The sequence below is a fragment of the Streptomyces sp. NPDC043685 genome (assembly GCF_056436585.1).
On record NZ_JBWKCH010000001.1, the window covers coordinates 760450 to 778121 of the forward strand.

Below are 17672 nucleotides of genomic sequence, written 5' to 3' on the forward strand. Positions count from 1 at the left end.
GGGAATCGGGGCACACCGGGGGGATGACGTACGTTCGTGAGGCGAGGGGCATGGGTGCCAGGCGTGCCGGCAGTGACCGGCGGGAAAAAGGGGAAGCCCTGCTTCCGCCTCATCGCCCGGCGTAGCGTCGGCTGCGCGTGCCCCCGTCACCTCGCGGCCACCGCCCGACACACGCGGGGGCCCGCCAACCAGCACTTCCACCAGAACCGGCGAACCACGTGAGCTCCTCTTCCTTCACCAGCGGCCTGTCGCACCCCCGGGTACGGCGGGGGAGCCGTGGCGCTTACCGACTGGTACGTACCCCTCCTGCCCGGGTGGACCCCCCTCGTCTGGACGCCTCACAGCGCTCCGTGGTTGACCACCCGGGCGGCCCGCTGCTCGTCCTGGCAGGTCCGGGCACCGGCAAGACCACCACGCTCGTGGAGTCCGTGGCCCGGCGCGTCGCCCGGGGCGCGGATCCCGAGCGCGTCCTGGTGCTCACGTTCAGCCGCCGCGCGGCCGTCGAACTGCGCGACCGCATGGCCCTGCGCACCGGGGCGGCCCGCGCGCCCCGGGCGACCACCTTCCACTCGTTCTGCTACGCCCTGGTCCGAGCCCACCAGGACAGCGACCTGTTCGTGGAGCCGCTGCGGCTGCTGTCCGGCCCCGAGCAGGACGTCTCCGTGCGCGAGCTGCTCGCGGGCCAGACCGAGCTGGAACGGCTGGGGCTCGCCCACGTGCGCTGGCCGGACGAACTGCGCGCCTGCCTGACCACCCGCGGTTTCGCCGACGAGGTCCGCGCGGTCCTCGCCCGCAGCCGCGAGCTGGGCCTGGGCCCCGACGCCCTGGACGCCTTCGCCCGCCGCACGGGGCGCCCCGACTGGCGTGCCGCGGCCGCCTTCCTCGCCGAGTACCTCGACGTGCTCGACCTCCAGGGCGTGATCGACTACGCGGAGCTCGTCCACCGCGCGGTGCTCCTCGCCCGCCGCCCCGACGTCGCCGCATGGCTCGCCGCCCGGTACGACGCCGTCTACGTCGACGAGTACCAGGACACGGACCCCGCCCAGGTGCGGCTGCTGGAGGCTCTGGCAGGCGGCGGCCGCACCCTCGTGGCCTTCGGCGACCCCGACCAGTCGATCTACGCGTTCCGCGGCGCCGACGTGAACGGCATCCTGGACTTCCCGCACGCCTTCCCGCGCACGGACGGCCGCCCGGCCCCCGTCTCGGTGCTGCGCACGTCCCGCCGCTCCGGCGCCGGCCTGCTGGCCGCCACCCGGCTGCTCACCCAGCGCATGCCGCTGACCCGCCTGCCCGCCGAGAAGGTGCGCGCCCACCGCGAACTCGCCCCCGTGCGCGACGGCGGCCACGTCGAGGTGTACACGTACCCGACGTCCGGGACGGAGCTGGACAACATCGCCGACATCCTCCGCAGGGCTCACCTCGAGGACGGCGTCCCGTGGCGCGACATGGCCGTGCTGGTGCGCGCCGGCTCGCGCACCATCCCCGCGTTCCGCCGCGCCCTCACGTCGGCGGGCGTCCCCGTGGACGTCGACGGAGACGACGTGCCGCTGCGGCACGAACCGGCGGTCGCACCGCTGCTGACGGCACTGCGGGCGGTGGCCGCGGCGGAGGCCGGAACCCCCGAGGCCCAGGAGCCCGAGCCGGATGATCCGCCCGAGGACGCCCCCGCCCCACGCCAGGACACCTCCTGGCTCGACACCGAAACCGCCCTCACCCTCCTCACCTCCCCCCTGGCCGGCATGGACGCCGCCGACCTGCGCCGCCTCGGCCGCGCCCTGCGCGACGAGGAACGCGCAGCGGGCAACCCCTTGCCGCCGCCCTCGGACGTGCTGCTCGCACGGGCGCTCGCCGAACCGGAACGCCTGACCGTGCACGACCCCACGTACGCGCGTGGGGCCCAGCGCCTCGGCGCGCTGCTGCGCAAGGCCCGCGAGCGCCTGGCCGGCGGCGGCACCGCCGAAGAGGCGCTGTGGGACCTGTGGGAGGGCACACCCTGGCCCGGCCGGCTGGAGCGGGCCGCCCGCCGGGGCGGCGCCGCCGGGCGCAACGCGGACCGCGACCTGGACGCCGTCTGCGCCCTGTTCGCCACCGCCGCCCGCGCCGAGGAGCGCATCGGCGGCCGGGGCGCCCTCAACTTCCTGGAGGAGATCGACGCCGAGGACATCGCCGCCGACACCCTCACCCGGCGTGCCGTACGCCCCGACGCCGTCCGCCTGATGACCGCGCACCGCTCCAAGGGCCTGGAGTGGCGCCTGGTGGTCGTCGCGGGCGTCCAGGAGGGCCTGTGGCCGGACCTGCGCCGCCGTGGTTCCCTCCTGGAGGCCGACCGCATCGGCCGCGACGGACTCGCCGAACCCCTCACCCCCGGCGCGCTGCTCGCCGAGGAACGACGCCTGTTCTACGTGGCCGCCACGCGCGCGCGTGAACGCCTCGTCGTCACCGCGGTGAAGGCCCCCGCGGACGACGGCGACCAGCCCTCCCGCTTCCTGACCGAACTAGGCGTCGAGCCCAAGGACGTCACGGGACGCCCCCGCCGCCCGCTGTCCGTCGCCGCACTCGTCGCCGAACTGCGCGCCACCACGGTCGATCCGCGCGTCTCCGACGCCCTGCGGGAGGCCGCCGCGCACCGCCTGGCCCGGCTCGCCGCCCTCGCCGACGAGGACGGCCGCCCCCTGGTGCCGTCCGCGCACCCCTACCGCTGGTGGGGCATGTTCGAGCCGACCGAGTCCAAGGTGCCGCTGCGCGACCGCGATCAGCCCGTGGTGCTCTCCGGCAGCGCCCTCGACCAACTGGCCAACACCTGTGCCCTTCAGTGGTTCCTCGGCCGCGAGGTGAAGGCCGACGCGCCCGCGACGGCCGCCCAGGGCTTCGGCAACGTGGTGCACGTCCTCGCCGACGAGGTCGCCTCCGGGCGCACCCCGGCCGACCTCGGCGTCCTCATGGAACGCCTCGACTCCGTGTGGAACGCCCTCGCCTTCGACGCGCCGTGGAAGTCGGCCCAGGAGAAGGACAACGCGCGCGTGGCGCTCGAACGGTTCCTCCAGTGGCACGTCATGAACCGCACCGGGCGTACCCCGGTGGCCAGCGAGCACGACTTCGACGTCACCCTCGAAGCGGGCGACTACCAGGTGCGCATCCGCGGCCAGATGGACCGGGTCGAGGCGGATGGTGAAGGCCGCGCCTATGTGGTCGACTTCAAGACCGGCAAGCAGGCGCCCAGTTCCCACGAGGTGGAGCGGCACCCGCAGCTCGCCGTCTACCAGCTGGCCGTCCGCGAGGGTGCCGTCGACGACGCCTTCGACGGCGTACGCCCCGAGCCGGGCGGCGCCGAACTCGTCCACCTCCGGCAGGGAGCGGCCAAGCGCGACGGCGGCGAGACCCTGCCCAAGGTGCAGGCCCAGGAGCCGCTGGAGGGGGAGTGGGTCGGCGACCTGCTGGCCACCGCCGCGGGCAAGGTCCTCGACGAACGGTTCACCCCGACCGCCGGCCAGCACTGCACGCACTGCGCCTTCCGGGCCTCGTGCAGCGCGCGGCAAGAGGGGCGTCACGTCGTCGAGTGAGGTAACGCACCACACGTGCTGACCTGCGCTCCTTCCGCCCCTGAGGTCGATTTCGGTCACCGCTGTCAGTGGGCGCCGCTAGCCTTTCGATGTGCCCGCCCGTATCACCGATCCCGAGCAGCTCAAGGAGCTCCTCGGTATCCCCTTCACCCCGGAGCAGACGGCCTGCATCACCGCGCCGCCCGCCCCGCAGGTGATCGTGGCCGGAGCCGGCTCGGGCAAGACGACGGTGATGGCGGCGCGCGTGGTGTGGCTGGTCGGCACCGGCCAGGTCGCCCCCGAGCAGGTGCTTGGCCTCACCTTCACCAACAAGGCCGCCGCCGAACTCGCCGAGCGCGTCCGCAAGGCCCTGGTCAAGGCCGGCGTCACGGACCCGGACGTCATCGACCCGGACAACCCGCCCGGCGAGCCGGTGATCTCCACGTACCACGCCTTCGCGGGCCGCCTGCTGACCGACCACGGCCTGCGCATCGGTCTCGAGCCCACCTCCCGGCTGCTCGCCGACGCCACCCGTTTCCAGCTCGCCGCGCGTGTCCTGCGCGAGGCCCCCGGGCCCTACCCGGCCCTGACCCGCTCCTTCCCGGACCTGGTGGGCGACCTCCTCGCCCTCGACTCCGAGCTCGCCGAGCACCTCGTACGCCCGGAGGCCCTGCGCGCGTACGACGCCGAGCTGCTGCTGACCCTGCGGGGCGGCAAGCTCAGCAACGCCGATCTGCGCAAGGTCCCCGAAGCGGCCGCGGCCCGGCGTGAACTCGCCGAGCTGGTCACCCGCTACCGGACCGCCAAGCGCGAGCGGGACCTGCTCGACTTCGGCGACCAGATCGCCCTGTCGGCCCGCCTCGCCGGTATCCCCGAGGTGGGCGGCGCCCTGCGCGACGAGTTCCGGGTCGTCCTGCTCGACGAGTACCAGGACACGTCGGTCGCCCAACGCGTCCTCCTGGCAGGTCTGTTCGGCGAGGGCACCGGCCACCCCGTCACCGCGGTCGGCGACCCCTGCCAGGCGATCTACGGCTGGCGAGGCGCCTCGGTCGCCAACCTCGACGACTTCCCCGAGCACTTCGCCCACGCCGACGGCCGCCCCGCCACCCGCCAGGCCCTCAGCGAGAACCGCCGCAGCGGCGGCCGCCTCCTCGACCTCGCCAACGGCCTCGCGGAGCCCCTGCGCGCCCTCCACGCGGGCGTGGAGGCGCTCCGCCCGGCCCCCGGCGCCGAACGCGACGGCATGGTCCGCTGCGCCCTGCTGCGCACCCACGCCGAGGAGATCGGCTGGGCCGCCGACTCGATCGCCCACCTCGTCCGGACCGGGACGGCACCCGGCGAGATCGCCGTCCTGTGCCGCACGGCGACCGACTTCGCCGAGATCCAGGGCGCCCTGGTCGCCCGGGACGTCCCCGTCGAAGTCGTCGGCCTGTCGGGGCTGCTGCACCTGCCGGAGATCGCCGACCTCGTCGCCGTCTGCGAGGTCCTCCAGGACCCCGGCGCCAACGCCTCCCTCGTACGCCTGCTGACCGGCCCGCGCTGGCGCATCGGCCCGCGCGACCTCGCCCTGCTGGGGCGGCGCGCCCGGCTCCTCGTGGCCCATGCGCGCGTGGCGGACGACGACGACCAAGACCGCCGCCTCGCCGAGGCCGTCGAGGGGGTCGACCCGTCCGAGGTGATCTCCCTCGCGGACGCCCTCGACACGTTCCTCGAAACACCGCTGGACGGCCGCGGGGACGACGACGGCCTGCCGTTCTCGCCAGACGCGCGCGTGCGCTTCGCCCGGCTGGCCACCGAACTGCGCGAGCTGCGCCGCTCCCTGTCGGACCCGCTGATGGACGTCCTGCACCGTGTCCTCGCCGTCACCGGCCTGGAGGTGGAGCTGTCGGCGTCCCCGCACGCCCTGGCCGCCCGCCGCCGCGAGACCCTGTCCAACTTCCTGGACGTGGCCTCGTCCTTCGCCGCCGGCGACAACGAGGCGTCCCTGCTGGCCTTCCTCGCCTTCCTGCGCACCGCCGCCCAGTACGAGAAGGGGCTCGACAACGCCCTGCCCGGCGGCGAGAACACCGTCAAGGTGCTCACGGCCCACAAGTCCAAGGGCCTGGAGTGGGACGTCGTGGTCGTCCCCGGGCTGGTCACCGGCACCTTCCCGAGCAGCAAGGGGCGCGAGAAGTGGACCTCCCAGGGCAAGGTCCTGCCGCACGTGCTGCGCGGCGACGCCGACACCCTGCCGGACGTGACGTCCTGGGACGCCAGGGGGCTGAAGACCTTCCACGAGGCCATGAAGGACCACCAGCACACCGAGGAACTCCGCCTCGGCTACGTCACCTTCACCCGCCCCCGTTCCCTCCTCCTGGGCTCCGGGCACTGGTGGGGGCCGTCCCAGAAGAAGCGCCGGGGACCGTCCGCGTTCCTCCAGGCCCTCTACGAGCACTGCCAGGCCGGGTACGGCGAGATCGAGGCCTGGGCGGACGAACCCGCCGAGGACGAGGAGAACCCGGCCCTGCACCAGGCGACGGCCGACCAGGTGTGGCCCCTGCCCCTGGACGCGACGGCCCTCGCCCGGCGCCGCGCGGCCGCCGAGACCGTCCTGGCCCACCTGGAGGACCTCGCCTCCCAGGAGCACGGACACCCCGCGGCCGTGCACGACCCCGATGGCCGCGACGACGACCCGGAGTGGCCGCCGCCACCCGAGGACGACGAGCCTCCTTATGAAGGGCCTCTGTACGACGAACCGGACCCGTTTGAGACGGACCCCTTCGACGCGGACCCGTTCGACACGGACCGGCTCGACACGGACCGGTTCGACGAGGGCCGGTTCGGCGAGGACCCCTCCGGCGAGGACCCGGTCGTGGCGGAGGCCGTCGTGGAAAACCCCGTCGACGACGCCTGCCGACAAGCCCCTGCGGGAGCGGACGCCCGGAAGGAGAGCCACCCCACCGTCCCCCATCAGGCGGCCCCGGCGGAGCCCCCGCCGGCCCGCGCGCACCCCGGTGCACCCGAGCCCCCCGGCCGCGGAGGCCGCGACCACTCGCGGCTCACCCCGGAGGAGGTCCGCACCATCGCCTCCTGGGACCGTGATCTCGACGCCCTCACCGGCGAGCTGCTGCGCGCCCGGGACAGCGTCACCGACGTCCCCCTGCCAATGTCGCTCTCGGCGACGCAGCTGCTGCGCCTGGCCGCCGACCCGGACGGCTTCGCCCAGGAACTGGCCCGCCCCATGCCCCGACCGCCCCAGCCCGCGGCCCGGCGCGGCACCCGCTTCCACGCCTGGGTCGAGTCCCGCTACGAGGCGCTCACGCTGCCCATGCTGGAGCCCGGGGAACTGCCCGGCAGTGACGCCGAGATCGCCGACGAGCGGGACCTGGAAGCGCTCAAGGAGGCCTTCGAACGCACCGAGTACGCGCGCCGCACGCCCTACCGGGTGGAGGCCCCCTTCCAGCTCGCGATCGCGGGCCGGATCGTCCGGGGCCGCATCGACGCCGTCTACAAGCAGGGCGAGGGGAAGCACGCGACGTACGAGATCGTCGACTGGAAGACCAGCCGCTCCCGCACCGCCGACCCGCTCCAGCTCGCCGTCTACCGCCTCGCCTGGGCCGAGCAGCAGGGCGTCTCCCCGGAGTCGGTCACGGCCACATTCCTGTACGTGCGCACCGGCGAGGTCGCACGACCGCGCGATCTCCCCGGCCGGGCCGCCCTGGAGCGACTGCTCCTGGACGAGCCGGCGGGAGGAGAGCTCGGTGAGCAACCGCACTCGGAGGACATCGGTGCGGGCCGATAGGCTCGTGACCATGAGCCAGACCCCGGACAGCGTCGTCCGTACGTACATCCAGCAGCACCGCGCCGCCTTCCTCGACGACCTCGCCGAGTGGCTGCGCATCCCGTCGGTGTCCGCCCAGCCGGACCACGCGCCCGACGTACGACGCAGCGCCGACTGGCTCGCCGCCAAGCTGACGGAGACCGGCTTCCCGACGGCCGAGGTCTGGCCGACCCCGGGCGCGCCCGCCGTCTTCGCCGAGTGGCCCTGCGACGACCCGCAGGCGCCCACGGTGCTGGTCTACGGCCACCATGACGTGCAGCCCGCCGCCCGGGAGGACGGCTGGGACAGTGAGCCCTTCGAGCCGGTCGTGCGCGGCGACCGCCTCTACGCGCGCGGGGCGGCCGACGACAAGGGCCAGGTCTTCTTCCACACCCTCGGAGTCCGCGCCCACCTCGCCGCCACCGGGCGCACCACCCCGGCCGTGCACCTCAAGCTGCTGATCGAGGGGGAGGAGGAGTCCGGCTCGCCGCACTTCCGCGCCCTGGTCGAACAGCACGCCGCGCGGCTCGCCGCCGACGCCGTGATCGTCTCCGACACCGGCATGTGGTCCGAGGACACCCCCACGGTCTGCACCGGCATGCGCGGCCTCGCCGAGTGCGAGATACGCCTGTACGGCCCCGACCAGGACATCCACTCCGGGTCCTTCGGCGGCGCGGTGCCCAACCCGGCGACGGCCGTCGCCCGCCTGGTCGCCGCCCTGCACGACGAGCACGCGCGCGTGGCGATCCCCGGCTTCTACGACGGCGTGCTCGAACTCACCGACCGCGAGCGCGAACTCCTCGCCGAACTGCCCTTCGACGAGCAGCAGTGGCTGCGCACCGCCAAGTCGCACGCCACCGGGGGAGAGGCCGGCTACACCACCCTGGAGCGGATCTGGGCCCGCCCCACCGCGGAGGTCAACGGCATCGGCGGCGGCTACCAGGGCCCCGGAAGCAAGACGATCATCCCCTCCTCCGCCCTGGTGAAGCTGTCCTTCCGCCTGGTGGCGGGGCAGGACCCCGGCCATGTGGAGAAGGCCGTCCGTGCCTGGGCCGCGCAGCAGGTGCCGCCCGGGATCCGCTGCGACATCACGTTCAGCGGGGCCACGCGCCCGTGCCTGACGCCGCTGGACCACCCGGCCCTCCGGTCGGTCACCCGCGCCATGGGCCGCGCCTTCGAGAAGCCGGTCCGCTTCACGCGCGAGGGCGGCTCGGGCCCGGCGGCGGACCTCCAGGACGTCCTCGACGCCCCGGTGCTGTTCCTGGGCATCTCCGTCCCCTCGGACGGCTGGCACGCCCCGAACGAGAAGGTCGAACTCGACCTGCTCCTCAAAGGCGTCGAGACCACCGCGTACCTGTGGGGTGACCTCGCCGAGAACTGGCGCCATGCGCCCTGAGTGACCCGAGCCGTCCGGACCGGGCACGCGCGCGGGGGCACACTGGAAGCGCCGCCCCGCACCGCCCGAGCCCGAGGCCCCGGTCCCCTCCCGCCGTACGTCCCGCCGAACCGCCTGCCGAACCCGACCGTCCCACCGGGGAGTTGGAAGCACCCGTGACCACCTGGACCGACCACAACGCCGACCGCCCCATCTCGCTCACCGCCCCGAGCGGCATCGACCGGGCCGCCCACCACCGGCTCGACGAAGCCTGGCTCGCGGCGGCGTGGAGTCACCCCACCACCCGCTGCTTCGTGGTCTCCGGCGGACAGGTCCTCATCGACGAGACGGCGGACGGGCGCACCGAACTCGTCATGACCCCCTCCTTCGAGGCACCCCTGACCGAGGCGCACCGCTACTTCCTCGGCATCGACGAGGACGGCGTCAGCTACTTCGCCCTCCAGAAGGACTCCCTGCCCGGGCGCATGGACCAGTCCGCGCGCCCGGCGGGTCTGCGCGAGGCGGGCGCGCTGCTGTCGGCCCGCGACGTGGGTCTGATGGTGCACGCCGTGGGCCTGGAGAACTGGCAGCGCACCCACCGCTTCTGCTCGCGCTGCGGCGAGCGCACCGTCATCGCCGCCGCCGGGCACATCCGCCGCTGCCCGGCCTGTGGCGCGGAGCACTACCCGCGCACCGACCCGGCCGTGATCATGGCCGTGAGCGACGAGGACGACCGGATCCTGCTCGGCCGCCAGGTGCACTGGCCCGAGGGCCGCTTCTCCACGCTCGCCGGTTTCGTCGAGCCCGGCGAATCCATCGAGGACTCGGTGCGCCGCGAGGTCCACGAGGAGGTCGGGATCAGCGTCGGCCAGGTCGAGTACGTCGCCAGCCAGCCGTGGCCCTTCCCCTCCAGCCTCATGCTGGGCTTCATGGCCCGCGCCACCTCGACCGAGATCGAAGTCGACGGGGACGAGATCCACGAGGCCCGTTGGTTCTCCCGCGACGAGCTGGGCGCCGCCTTCGAGTCCGGAGAGGTGCTCCCGCCCTACGGCATCTCGATCGCCGCCCGCCTGATCGAACTCTGGTACGGCAAGCCGCTCCCGACCCGGAGCGCCGCCTGACAGGAGCCGCCGGCATGGCTGGTCCGCACTCGACCGACCCCTACTGGAATCACAACGTCCATCACCACCCGGCCGTCCTCGCCGCTGTGCCGGGCGGCTGCGGCGCGGCCTTGGACGTGGGCTGCGGCGACGGCCTGCTCACCCGCAAGCTCGCGGCCCGGGCGGCCTCCGTCACGGGGGTGGACCGGTCCCCGGAGATGATCAGGCTCGCCCGCGAGTACGCGCACATACCCGCCAATGTGCGGTACCGGGAGGCGGACTACCTCCTGGACGCGACCCTGGCCGAGGGCGCGTACGACTTTGTGAGCGCGGTGGCCGTGGTCCACCACGCTCCGCTCGAGCAGGCCGTCACCCGTCTCGCGCGGCTCACCGCGCCCGGCGGCCGTCTGGTGATCGTCGGCATGGCCGCCAACCGGACGGTGCTGGACTGGCTCATCAGCGCCTGCGGCGTACCCGCGAGCCTGCTGCACGCCCGCCGCCACGGCGGCAAGCGCGGTCCGGCCGGCATGCCGATGGAAGACGTGCACATGTCCTGGTCGCAGATCCGGCGGGCGCTGCGCCGCCTCCTGCCCGGCTGCGACGTTCGCCGCACGCTGCTGTGGCGCTACGTCGTCCTGTGGGACCGTCCACGAGAAGGCGGCCCCTGAGTCGCCTCAGAAGCCGCCTTCCCCGCACCGCCACACGGCGACTAGGCGCCGATCTTCTGCTTCACCTGCGCAAGCGAGGGATTCGTGAGCGTCGAGCCGTCCGGGAACAGGACGGTGGGCACCGTCTGGTTTCCGCCATTCGCCTTCTCCACGAACGCGGCGGACTCCGGGTCCTGCTCGATGTTGATCTCGGTGTACGCGATGCCCTCGCGGTCCATCTGGCTCTTCAGCCGGCGGCAGTAGCCGCACCACGTGGTGCTGTACATCGTCACAGTGCCCAGCATGTGTCTCGTGCTCCTTCGTTGGCTCGGGGCGGGTGGTCGCAGTGAGGGAACGTATGTGAAAGGTCCACCATTCCCGTGCCCCGGGTGCGGCCGGACATGACGCCTGCCGCATTGATACGACTATCGGTGCGTGCCTGTGGACAACCGGCGCGGCCGTCACTCGCGACCTGGCAGCATGGCTGTGTGACAGCAGCAACGCACTCCACCCTGTTCCCGCAGGTACCGGACTCCGCCGACGCGGTGCTCGAGGGGCTCGACCCCGAGCAGCGCGAGGTGGCCACGGCCCTGCACGGTCCGGTGTGCGTCCTGGCGGGCGCGGGCACGGGCAAGACGCGGGCGATCACCCACCGCATCGCCTACGGAGTGCGCGCCGGCATCCTGCACCCCTCCAGCGTCCTCGCCGTCACCTTCACCAACCGCGCAGCGGGGGAGATGCGGGGCCGGCTGCGGCAGCTCGGTGCCGCCGGCGTCCAGGCGCGTACGTTCCACTCCGCCGCCCTGCGTCAGCTCCAGTACTTCTGGCCGAAAGCGATCGGTGGCTCCATGCCCCGGCTCGTCGACCGCAAGATCCAGCTCGTCGCCGACGCGGCGGCCGCCTGCCGCATCCGGCTCGACCGCGGCGAGCTGCGTGACGTCACCGCGGAGATCGAATGGTCCAAGGTCACCCAGACCGTCCCCGCCGACTACGCACCCGCCGCCGCCAAGGCCGGCCGCGTGTCCCCCCGCGACCCGGCCGAGATCGCCCAGCTCTACGCCGCCTACGAGGACGTCAAGCGCGAGCGGTCCGTCATCGACTTCGAGGACGTGCTGCTGCTGACCGTGGCCGTCCTCCAGGACCGGCACGACATCGCCGAGCAGATCCGCGCCCAGTACCAGCACTTCGTGGTCGACGAGTACCAGGACGTCAGCCCCCTCCAGCAGCGCCTGCTCGAACTGTGGCTGGGCGAGCGGGACAGCCTGTGCGTGGTCGGGGACGCCAGCCAGACGATCTACTCGTTCACCGGCGCGACCCCGGACCACCTGCTCGACTTCCGCACCCGCCACCCCGGTGCCACCGTCGTCAAACTGGTCCGCGACTACCGCTCCACCCCCCAGGTCGTCCACCTCGCCAACGGACTGCTCGCCCAGGCCCGGGGCCGGGCCGCCGACCACCGCCTCGAGCTCGTCTCCCAGCGCGCGCCCGGTCCCGAGCCGGTCTACGCCGAGTACACCGACGAGCCCGCCGAGGCGGAGGGCGCGGCCCGCCGGATCCGCGAGCTCGTCGACTCCGGGGTCCCGGCCTCCGAGATCGCCATCCTCTTCCGCACGAACGCGCAGTCCGAGACCTACGAGCAGGCCCTGGCCGACGCCGGAGTGCCCTACCAGCTGCGCGGCGCCGAGCGGTTCTTCGACCGGCCCGAGGTGCGCAAGGCGGGCATCGCACTGCGCGGCGCGGCCCGCTTCGGCGGCAACGACGCCCTCCTCGACGACGTCGTCGACCTGCCCTCCCAGGTGCGCGCCGTGCTGTCGGGCGAGGGCTGGACGCCCCGGCCACCGGCGGGCTCCGGCGCCGTCCGGGAGCGCTGGGAATCCCTGGCCGCCCTCGTGAACCTCGCCCAGGACTTCGCCGCCGCCAAGCCGGGCGCCACCCTGGCCGACCTCGTCGCCGAACTCGACGAACGGGCCAACGCCCAGCACGCCCCCACCGTGCAGGGCGTCACCCTCGCCTCCCTGCACTCGGCCAAGGGCCTGGAATGGGACGTCGTCTTCCTGGTCGGCGTCGCCGAGGGCATGATGCCGATCACCTACGCCAAGAGCGACGAGCAGATCGAGGAGGAGCGCCGTCTCCTCTATGTCGGGGTCACCCGCGCGCGAGAACACCTCCATGTCTCCTGGGCGCTCTCCCGCTCACCGGGCGGCCGCCCCACCCGCCGTCCCAGCCGCTTCCTCGACGGGCTGCGCCCCGGTTCGACGGCCGCCGTGGGCCGGACCGCCGTCGGCAAAGCGGGCGGAATCGAGCGCGGAATCCCCGGAACCAGGGGGTCCGCCCCGAGACGGACCCAGCGTGTCCCCGCCCGCTGCCGGGTCTGCGGCCGCACGCTCACCGACCCGGGCGAAATGAAGCTGATGCGGTGCGACGACTGCCCCTCCGACATGAACGAGGGCCTGTACGAGCGACTGCGCGAATGGCGTGCCGACCAGGCCCGCAACAGTGGCCAGCCCGCGTTCTGCGTGTTCACGGACAGGACCCTGATGGCGATCGCCGAGACCGCTCCCGACGACGAGCGCGAGCTCGCCCGCATCCCGGGCGTCGGCATGCGCAAGCTCACTCGCTACGGGGCCGACGTACTGGCCATCTGCGCAGGCCAGTCGGGCGCGCAGACCACAGATGACGACTGACACGAACTCGTCGAAAAAATAGTTTGCGCATGCCCCAGCAATCCCCATAGGTTCTTAGGCACGAGAGCAGCGGCCTTCTCCGAGGCCCTGATCCCGTGATGTACTTGCATATCCGTAGGACTGGTTCGTCCAGTCCCCCGAGACGCCGAGAGGAGGCGAGTCCAGTGATCAGCATCAACACCAGCTCCGTCAGCATCGTGAAAATGACCGATCGCTCGGCCGTCTCCGCGTGCATGCTCGGCGTTTCGAACCTGGGCACCGGTCTGTCCGGCATTCGTGCCGTCCGTCCGGCGTCCACCTCCGTCGCTCCCGCGGGTCTTCCCGTTCGTGAGCGCAATGAGCGACCGACCAAGGCACTGGAAGCGGCAGTAACGGCACAGGCGCAGGCCTATGCCTTTACGGCGACCGGTGCCGGATTCCGGAAGCAGACGACGCAGCACCACCAGATGTGGGCCTTCCGTGGGCCAGAACCCTGGAGTGATCCAGCCTGATCGTCGATCAGGCCGGCGCCTTCAGGGCCGCGGAACCCCATCCGGGATCCGCGGCCCTTCTGTTTGTCCCTGAACAGGGATGACGGACCGAAGGAGCCTCGGGACAAGAAAAGAACCCGGTACCACCACCCCCGGCCAACAGGCCGGAACGACCAGACGAGGAAGACGACCCGTGCAACTCGAAGCGCACGCCCCGTCCGTACCGCCTTCCGACACGATCCCCAAGCCCGGCTCCACGGAGGACCCCGCCTTGACCCCGCTCACCGCGCTCACCGCGCTCGACGACGCCATCGAGAACCTCGGCGTACCCGTCCCGTGCCGTTCCTACGACCCGGAGGTCTTCTTCGCCGAGTCGCCCGCGGACGTCGAGTACGCCAAGTCCCTCTGCCGTACCTGCCCGCTGGTCGAGGCCTGCCTCGCCGGTGCCAAGGAGCGGCGTGAGCCCTGGGGGGTCTGGGGTGGCGAGCTGTTCGTCCAGGGTGTCGTCGTCGCCCGGAAGCGGCCGCGTGGCCGCCCGCGCAAGAACCCGGTCACCGCATGAACACCGCAGGAACAATCGACCGTCCCCTCACGCACGACCCCCAGAAGCAGGCCCCGATGAAGCCGTCCACTTACGAGCCCGCCGGCTCCGCTACCCAAGACTTCACCATCAGCGGCGCGAAGGACTCGCGTCAGAACAGGACCCGAGAGATGCAACTCATTCCAGAAGCCATGGCTCGTGCGCATATGCGCGACCGACTGCAGGAGGCGGAGCGAGACCGACAGGCCGTGCGCCTGGTGGCCGCCCGCCGGATGCAGCGCAGGGCGGAGCGCGCCTCACTGCGCGCCCGCCGGGCGCTCGCCCTGGCTGTCATGCAGTGATCCACCGCACCTGAAGCGGGCGCCTCCCGACCGGGAGGCCGCCTGCCTCACGCGGGGGCCGGACCGTGCCAACGGGCCGGCCCCCGCCGGGCGTTGTAGGGAGGGGACGGCGCGCGGAGGCGCGTGCCGGGGCCGCCGCGCCCACGTGGCCGAGGTGTTGCGCGCCTTGCCGGCAAGGGCATGGCGGCTTCCCAGTGAGGGCTTTGCGCCCTCCCGGCGGGGGCGGCGCACCGGCGAAGCCCACGGCGCTGTGCCCGGCGAGCCGCCCGGTGCGGGGATATCGTCGGTGGATGACGAGTCCTCCAGGAGGCGGCGACGACGGATCCGCCGCCGAGCCGCGGCGCTTCGTCTGCGCCCGTTGCGGTACGACGGCCGATGTCCCGACCGAAGATCCGCCCCTGACCTGGACCTACTCCGTTGAGGGCGGGGCCCGCCGTCTCTACTGCGAGGCCTGCTCCCGGGAACACCTCAGGTCCATCGAGGGGCGCCTGGAGTCGGACTGGTGGTGAGGCCGCAGGCGGGAGCTCACCCTTCCGCCACTGCTTCCTCGTCGTCCGCCGGGTCCTCCGGGACGAACCCCGGCAGCCACTCCTCCAGCTCTTCGCGCAGCCGCACCGTGGCCCCCAGCTGACACAGCACACCGATTGTGCTCAACGTCACCCGGTGGATCAGCAGATAGGACGGGGGCAGGTTGAGCTGCTTTCCGAGCTGGTAAGCGGGGGAGCGGGGGTCGGCGACCCGGGCCGCCTGGCTGCGCATCCAGCCCCGGGTGAAGGTGAACTCCTCGACCTGGGCCGGCTCGATGATGGGCAGCAGGTAGTCCATGACGGCGTCCGGGTCCAGCTCTATGGTCTCCTTGACGAATCCCTCGGCGCACAGCAGCTCGTAGACCGCCTCGGCCTCCCCGTCGAGGGTCATCCGCAGGGACTCGCCGATGGTGGCGGGCAGGCCGCCCGGAAGCCGGTCGACCGTGCCGAAGTCCAGGACGCCGAGCCGCCAGTCGTCCTCACCCTCGGGTCCGCCGGGCAGAAGCCGGAAGTTGCCCGGGTGGGGGTCGGCGTGCAGCAGGCCCGTGCGGGCGGGGCCGGAGAACAGGAAGCGGGCCAGGAGCTGGCCGGCACGGTCGCGCTGCTCCTGGGTGCCGTCCGAGATGACCTCCGACAGCGGGATGCCGTCCATCCACTCGGTGACCAGGACCTGGTCGGACTGGTGCACCACCTGCGGCACGACCACGTCCGGGTCGTCCGTGAACTCCTCCGCGTGGGCCCGCTGGGCCTGAGCCTCCAGGCCGTAGTCGAGTTCCTCCGAGACACGGTCCTTCAGCTCCGTGATGAGCGGCTTGATGTCCATGCCGGGAATCAGCGGACCGAGCAGGCGAGAGAAACGGCTCAGCTGGTTCAGGTCCGACAGCAGGGCCTCACCGGCGCCCGGGTACTGCACCTTGACCGCCACCTCGCGGCCGTCGTGCCATACCCCTCGGTGGACCTGACCGATCGAGGCCGCCGCGGCGGGCTTCTCCTCGAACTCCAGGAACATCTCGCGCCAGCCCTCTCCCAGCCGCTCCGCGAGCACCGCGTGCACGGTGCGGGTCGGCATCGGCGGCGCCGCCTCCTGGAGCTTGGTCAGCGCGGCCCGGTAGGGGCCGGCCACCTCCTCGGGCAGCGCGGACTCGAAGACGGACAGGGCCTGCCCGAACTTCATCGCGCCGCCCTTGAGCTCGCCGAGCACCTTGAACAGCTGGTCGGCTGTGCGCTGTTGGAGTTCGCGGCCGACGAGCTCGGCGGATTCACCGACGATTCGCTTGCCGAATCCCCAGGTCGCCCGCCCGGCGATGCCGAGCGGGAGCGCGGCGAGCTTGGCGGTCCGGGTAACCGCCTTCCGGGGAAGATCAGACATGCGCCCTCCAAGTCCCAGCCGGCCGTTCCGCCCCTGCCTCACGGCACTGCTCCGACGGCCGTCGCACCGCCATTGTCTCGTGTGACCCCCCATCCTCCGAGAGGTGCTCCCCATTTCTCTTCTTCGCCGCCGCGCACGGGCATGCCGGATGGGCCCAGATCGGCCGCGCATGCCAGTGCAGAGCAGGGACGGAGACCTCCCAGCGCGCCCCGGCGCTGGAGGGGACCCGGCCGTCCAGGAAGGCGAGTGCGTGGGCCGCCGCCAGCCCGGCCACGGTCGTGGCCAGCGCGAGGTCGCAGGGCCGTACCTGCCGCTGCCTGCCGGAGCGCCACTGGGCGACCAGCCGCGGCCAGACCGGGTCCCGCTGGACCCGGCCTTCGTGCAGACATCCCGCGCAGCTCGTCTCCCCGGGCAGGACGAGCGGGCCGACCACGCCGGTGCCTTCCACCACACCGGCGTACAAGTGGGGTGTTCCGGAGGCCATCAGGGGCTCGGCGGTGGCCGGGTCGGGCGCGTGCACGGCGACGTCGTCGCGCGGTGCGAGGACGACCAGCGAGAATCCTGGCTCGCCCGACTCTGGGGATGTCTGGGCCGCCGTGCGGCGTGGTGGCCGGTCCGGGGCCGCCCGGCGCGCGGCTCGGCGGGCCGATTCGTCCCTGCGGTCGCCGACGGCTTCCGCCGGGTGTCCGCCCGGTGCCACGTCCCACGGCTCCACGCGGCCACCGTCGAGCACATCCACCTCTCCCACGCCGGCTCCCGCCAGGAGCGAGGCCAGCACGGCGCCCACCCGGCCGGCGCCGCGCACCTGCACACGCTGTGATCGCCGGGCGGCCAGCCGACCGATCGCGTCGCCCGGGGCCGAGGTGGTCAGGGAGAGGGAGGCCAGGTCCGGGCGCAGCCGGTCGAGGACCTCCTTCTTCTTGCGCAGGGCGTCGGCGCCCGGGCCGCCGCCCCGGGCGTCGTCCAGGAGTCCGGCTCGCTCGAGCCCGCGCACCAGCCCGTCGACATGACCGTCGGGCAGGTCCATGCGGCGTTCCTCCTCACGCAGCAGCTCCAGCCCTCGCGTGCCGTTCAGGAGGTCGAGGAAGCTGCCCGTCGCCTGGTCCATCGGGCCGAGCGTCATCGCGTGCGCCGGTGTCATCCCGAACTGCACGGTCTTGAGGTCGCGCCAGCCGCGCCTGAGCGCCGGCTTCACCATCGGATGCATGACAGCCCCCGTTTTTCTCGGATCGTCCCCGTATGCCGGCCAGGCGAGTCGCGACCCGGGCAGATCATGCCGA

Annotated in this window: 13 protein-coding genes; 10 read left to right on the forward strand and 3 right to left on the reverse strand. The window is 73.0% G+C overall.

Annotation, left to right across the window (positions count from 1 at the left end; all coding sequences use genetic code 11):
* Positions 1-218 precede the first annotated feature (218 nt).
* The 5 genes from AC0665_RS03590 (at position 219) to AC0665_RS03610 (ending at position 10481) form a co-directional block, all read left to right on the forward strand.
* The gene (locus tag AC0665_RS03590; protein WP_478604662.1) at positions 219-3560 is read left to right on the forward strand and encodes an ATP-dependent helicase; all 3342 of its coding nucleotides are present in this window, start codon (positions 219-221) and stop codon (positions 3558-3560) included.
* A 91-nt stretch (positions 3561-3651) separates the two neighbouring features.
* On the forward strand, positions 3652-7320 hold the full coding sequence (locus tag AC0665_RS03595; RefSeq protein ID WP_478704347.1) for a UvrD-helicase domain-containing protein: 3669 nt from the start codon (positions 3652-3654) through the stop codon (positions 7318-7320).
* Positions 7321-7330: 10 nt separating this feature from the next.
* The gene (locus tag AC0665_RS03600; RefSeq protein WP_478704348.1) at positions 7331-8734 is read left to right on the forward strand and encodes a dipeptidase; all 1404 of its coding nucleotides are present in this window, start codon (positions 7331-7333) and stop codon (positions 8732-8734) included.
* A 143-nt stretch (positions 8735-8877) separates the two neighbouring features.
* Positions 8878-9834 (forward strand): NAD(+) diphosphatase, encoded by a 957-nt coding sequence (gene nudC, locus AC0665_RS03605; protein ID WP_478704349.1) that lies wholly within the window; start codon positions 8878-8880, stop codon positions 9832-9834.
* 14 nt (positions 9835-9848) lie between these two features.
* On the forward strand, positions 9849-10481 hold the full coding sequence (locus AC0665_RS03610; RefSeq protein ID WP_478704350.1) for a class I SAM-dependent methyltransferase: 633 nt from the start codon (positions 9849-9851) through the stop codon (positions 10479-10481).
* A gap of 41 nt (positions 10482-10522) precedes the next feature.
* Here AC0665_RS03610 and AC0665_RS03615 read toward each other — a convergent pair whose 3' ends face one another.
* Positions 10523-10765, reverse strand: a complete 243-nt coding sequence (locus tag AC0665_RS03615) for a mycoredoxin (protein ID WP_003992805.1) — start codon at positions 10763-10765, stop codon at positions 10523-10525.
* A 96-nt stretch (positions 10766-10861) separates the two neighbouring features.
* On the opposite strand from AC0665_RS03615, the gene AC0665_RS03620 reads away from it, so the two are divergent.
* The 5 genes from AC0665_RS03620 to AC0665_RS03640 all read left to right on the forward strand — a co-directional run bounded on the left by AC0665_RS03620 (position 10862) and on the right by AC0665_RS03640 (position 15005).
* Positions 10862-13144, forward strand: coding sequence for an ATP-dependent DNA helicase UvrD2 (locus AC0665_RS03620; RefSeq protein WP_478604653.1), 2283 nt, complete (start codon positions 10862-10864; stop codon positions 13142-13144).
* 164 nt (positions 13145-13308) lie between these two features.
* Positions 13309-13635: a hypothetical protein gene (locus tag AC0665_RS03625; RefSeq protein ID WP_468638751.1), complete on the forward strand. Its 327-nt coding sequence runs from the start codon at positions 13309-13311 to the stop codon at positions 13633-13635.
* Positions 13636-13807: 172 nt separating this feature from the next.
* Complete coding sequence (locus AC0665_RS03630; protein WP_033313877.1) at positions 13808-14176, forward strand: WhiB family transcriptional regulator; 369 nt, start codon at positions 13808-13810, stop codon at positions 14174-14176.
* Positions 14173-14496, forward strand: a complete 324-nt coding sequence (locus tag AC0665_RS03635; RefSeq protein WP_363117165.1) for a hypothetical protein — start codon at positions 14173-14175, stop codon at positions 14494-14496. Before AC0665_RS03630 ends, AC0665_RS03635 begins: the two co-directional genes overlap by 4 nt.
* A 290-nt stretch (positions 14497-14786) precedes the next feature.
* The gene (locus AC0665_RS03640) at positions 14787-15005 is read left to right on the forward strand and encodes a hypothetical protein (RefSeq protein WP_478507223.1); all 219 of its coding nucleotides are present in this window, start codon (positions 14787-14789) and stop codon (positions 15003-15005) included.
* Between the two features lie 16 nt (positions 15006-15021).
* Here the strand turns inward: AC0665_RS03640 and AC0665_RS03645 are convergent, their stop codons facing one another.
* Both AC0665_RS03645 and AC0665_RS03650 read right to left on the reverse strand, forming a co-directional pair.
* Positions 15022-16392, reverse strand: coding sequence for an ABC1 kinase family protein (locus AC0665_RS03645; RefSeq protein WP_468407386.1), 1371 nt, complete (start codon positions 16390-16392; stop codon positions 15022-15024).
* Entirely contained in the window at positions 16385-17599 is a 1215-nt protein-coding gene (locus tag AC0665_RS03650; RefSeq protein ID WP_478704351.1) for a ThiF family adenylyltransferase, read from the reverse strand. Before AC0665_RS03650 ends, AC0665_RS03645 begins: the two co-directional genes overlap by 8 nt.
* Between the last annotated feature and the right edge of the window lie 73 nt (positions 17600-17672).